At 73.9% G+C, this 2611-nt stretch carries 3 protein-coding genes; 1 reads left to right on the forward strand and 2 read right to left on the reverse strand.

What is annotated here, in order from left to right; translation table 11 throughout:
- The coding region (locus tag QM572_RS06650; protein WP_415091319.1) for a hypothetical protein at window positions 1-352 on the forward strand (352 nt) is incomplete at its 5' end.
- A 12-nt stretch (window positions 353-364) separates the two neighbouring features.
- On the opposite strand, the gene QM572_RS06655 is transcribed toward QM572_RS06650, so the two are convergent.
- The gene (locus QM572_RS06655) at window positions 365-784 is read right to left on the reverse strand and encodes a GtrA family protein (protein ID WP_415091321.1); all 420 of its coding nucleotides are present in this window, start codon (window positions 782-784) and stop codon (window positions 365-367) included.
- On the reverse strand, window positions 784-2611 hold a 1828-nt coding region (locus QM572_RS06660; protein ID WP_415091323.1), incomplete at its 5' end, for an EAL domain-containing protein. The genes QM572_RS06655 and QM572_RS06660, both read right to left, overlap by 1 nt.

Raw genomic sequence — 2611 nt, forward strand, 5'->3', positions numbered from 1 at the left:
GACGGCGTCCGAGGCGACCCGGCGGGCGGAGGACATCCTGGCGGCTGCCCGCGCCGAGGCGGCCGCGATCGTGGCCGCCTCCGACGACGAGGTCAGCGCGCGCGTCGCGGCCGGACTGGCCGCCTTCGACGGCGAGCGGGCCGCCTTCGCGCGCCAGCGGGACGCGGTCCTCGACCGGATCGACGCCCTCACGGCCGCGCTGGGCCCCCGCCTGGTGGAGGCCCAGCAGCAGCTCGCGCGGATCTTCGAGCTCGTCGCGTCCACCCGCGCCGAGGCGATTGCCGGGCTCCGGCAGGACCCGCCGCCGGAGCAGCCTGCCGACCAGTCGCCCGTGCAGCCGGACGTCAGCTGAGCGCGGGGCCGCTCACGGGGCCGAGAGCGAGGTCCGCGGCCACACCCAGCGGTCGTAGACCACGAAGTTGATCGTGAGGCTGACGGCGAAGCTCACCAGCTTGGCCACGAGCGCGACCGCGTAGTCGTGTCCGTCCACGGCCAGGTGGATCGCCCAGGCGGCCCCGAGGATGACCAGCGGCTGCAGCACCCAGAGGTTGAGCGCGTTGATCCCGAAGAACGAGCCGGCCGCCCTCCAGGTGAGCCCGGAGGCGCCGAAGGCGAACCGCGCGTTGGCGATGAAGCTGAACACCATGGCCACGCCACTGGAGACGATCTGGGCGGGCACGATCGCGAGGTGGGGGAGCAGCAGGGCGTAGAGCCCCATGTCGATGAGCGTGTTGAGCACGCCGATGCCGGCGAACCGGCCGAGCCGGCGTCGCAGCACGCCCATCAGATGCTCGCGGGCGAGAAGCCGAGCCCGCGTCGTTCGACGAAGCTCAGCAGCTCCTCCGCGGTGCCGGCGGCCGCGAAGTAGTGACCCTGGACCTGGTCGATGCCGAGCCGCTCGACGATCGCGAGCTGCTCGGCCGTCTCGACGCCCTCCATCACGATCGTGAGGCCGAGGTCGTGCAGCATCGTCACCGCGTGCCCGAGCAGCACCAGGCCCCGGGCGCCGCTGGTGAGGAAGGCGCGGTCGAGCTTCACCGTGTGCCAGTGCCGCCGGGCGAGCATCGCCATCCGGGCGTTGCCGGCGCCGAGGTCGTCGAGCGCGAGCCCGATGCCGCGGCCGATCAGCTCGTCGGCGAGCGCGTCCTCCGTGCTTCCCCAGGTGTCCGGGGCGCCGCGCTCGGTGAGCTCCAGGACGAGGTCGATCGGCGCGTGCGCGGACTGCTCGATCACCCACTTGATCAGCGAGCTGTTCGAGCGGAACTGCTCCTGCTCGAGGTTGAGGCTCAGCGTGAGGCGGCGTTGCACCCGCTCGGCCACCCTCGTCGAGGTGGCGATCGCCTGCTGGGCCACCTGGCGGGTGATGACGTCGAGGACGCCCGCGCGGACGGCCGAGTCGACGAGCTCCTCGGGGTTGAGCGAGCCGAGCAGCGGCAGGTGGCCGCGGAGCAGCGCCTCCCAGCCGACGACCTCGCGGGTGGCCACGTCGATGATCGGCTGATAGGCGACGTCGACGCCGTGGTCGAGCACCCGCAGCAGGACGTCGTTCTCGTCCACGCGCGCGACGGGCTGGCCGGCGCCAACCTCCCGGGCGGCCTTGCGCTCACGGAGGTCGTGCTCGGCCTTCGCGAGGACGACGTCGGGCGAGTCGCCCCGGTTCGGCGAGAGCACCCGGCCGACCGACGCCGTCGCGGCGATGATCGCCCCGTCGGTCTCGACCGGCTGCCGGATGATCGCGGCGAGGCCGCGGCACAGCTCGTCCAGGTGCGCCTCGTCGCGGATGTTGCGGGCGACTCCGACGAACTCGTCGCCGCCGAACCGGCCGAACCGCCACTGCGGGGACTGGCGCAGCAGCCGTCCGCCGATTGCGGTGAGGAGCTGGTCGGCACGCAGGTGCCCGTAGTCGCTGTTGACCTGCTTGAAGTGATCGAGGTCGAGGAAGACGATGCCCAGCTTCTCCCGGCCGCCTCGCGTGAGGGAGAGCTCCCGGAGGTGGCTGCGCCACTGCTCGTACTCCCAGAGGCCGGTGAGCTCGTCGGTCACCGCGGCGGCCCACAGCCGGCTCTCGCGCGCGGCCTGGCTGTGGGAGGCGCGCGCCATGGCGGCCAGCGCGGCCACGAGCCGGGCGTCGTGGCGGCCGAAGCCGAAGTCTCCCGGCTCGCGGCGCAGGACCAGGACCGAGCCGGGATGGATCTCCTCGCTGAGCGCCTCGGGACCTCCGGGAGCGGCCTCGACGCTGATCCGGGCGGCGCGGACGTGGCCGCTCACCAGGTGGATCAGGGTGTCGTCGATCGCCTCGGGCGGCCAGGGCGTCGAGCTCGAGGCCTCGGTGAGGGCGTCGTTGACCCGGGAGAGCATCGCGATCCGCGCGAACTGCGCCGCGGCGAGGGTGGCCAGGCCCACGGCCGCCGCGGTCGCGATCGCCGGCCAGGGGCTGACGTGGGCGTTGGCGAGCCGCTGGTCGACGGCGACCAGCGCGATGGCCGCGGCCACGCCGGCGCAGGCCAGCAGCAGGGGGCGGCGCCCGAACGCGAGGCCGCGGCTCCCGGGCCGCAGCCGCTCCAGCAGGGCGTGGGCTGGCCTGCTTCGCCGCCTCCCACGCCCTGCTGGA

This window comes from Nocardioides sp., assembly GCF_047607365.1.
Taxonomy (GTDB): domain Bacteria; phylum Actinomycetota; class Actinomycetes; order Propionibacteriales; family Nocardioidaceae; genus Nocardioides.

What these genes read in the sequence shown, in the direction of transcription:
- QM572_RS06655 (WP_415091321.1), bottom strand. Translation starts at nt 784, where the DNA reads ATGGGCGTGCTGCGACGCCGGCTCGGCCGGTTCGCCGGCATCGGCGTG.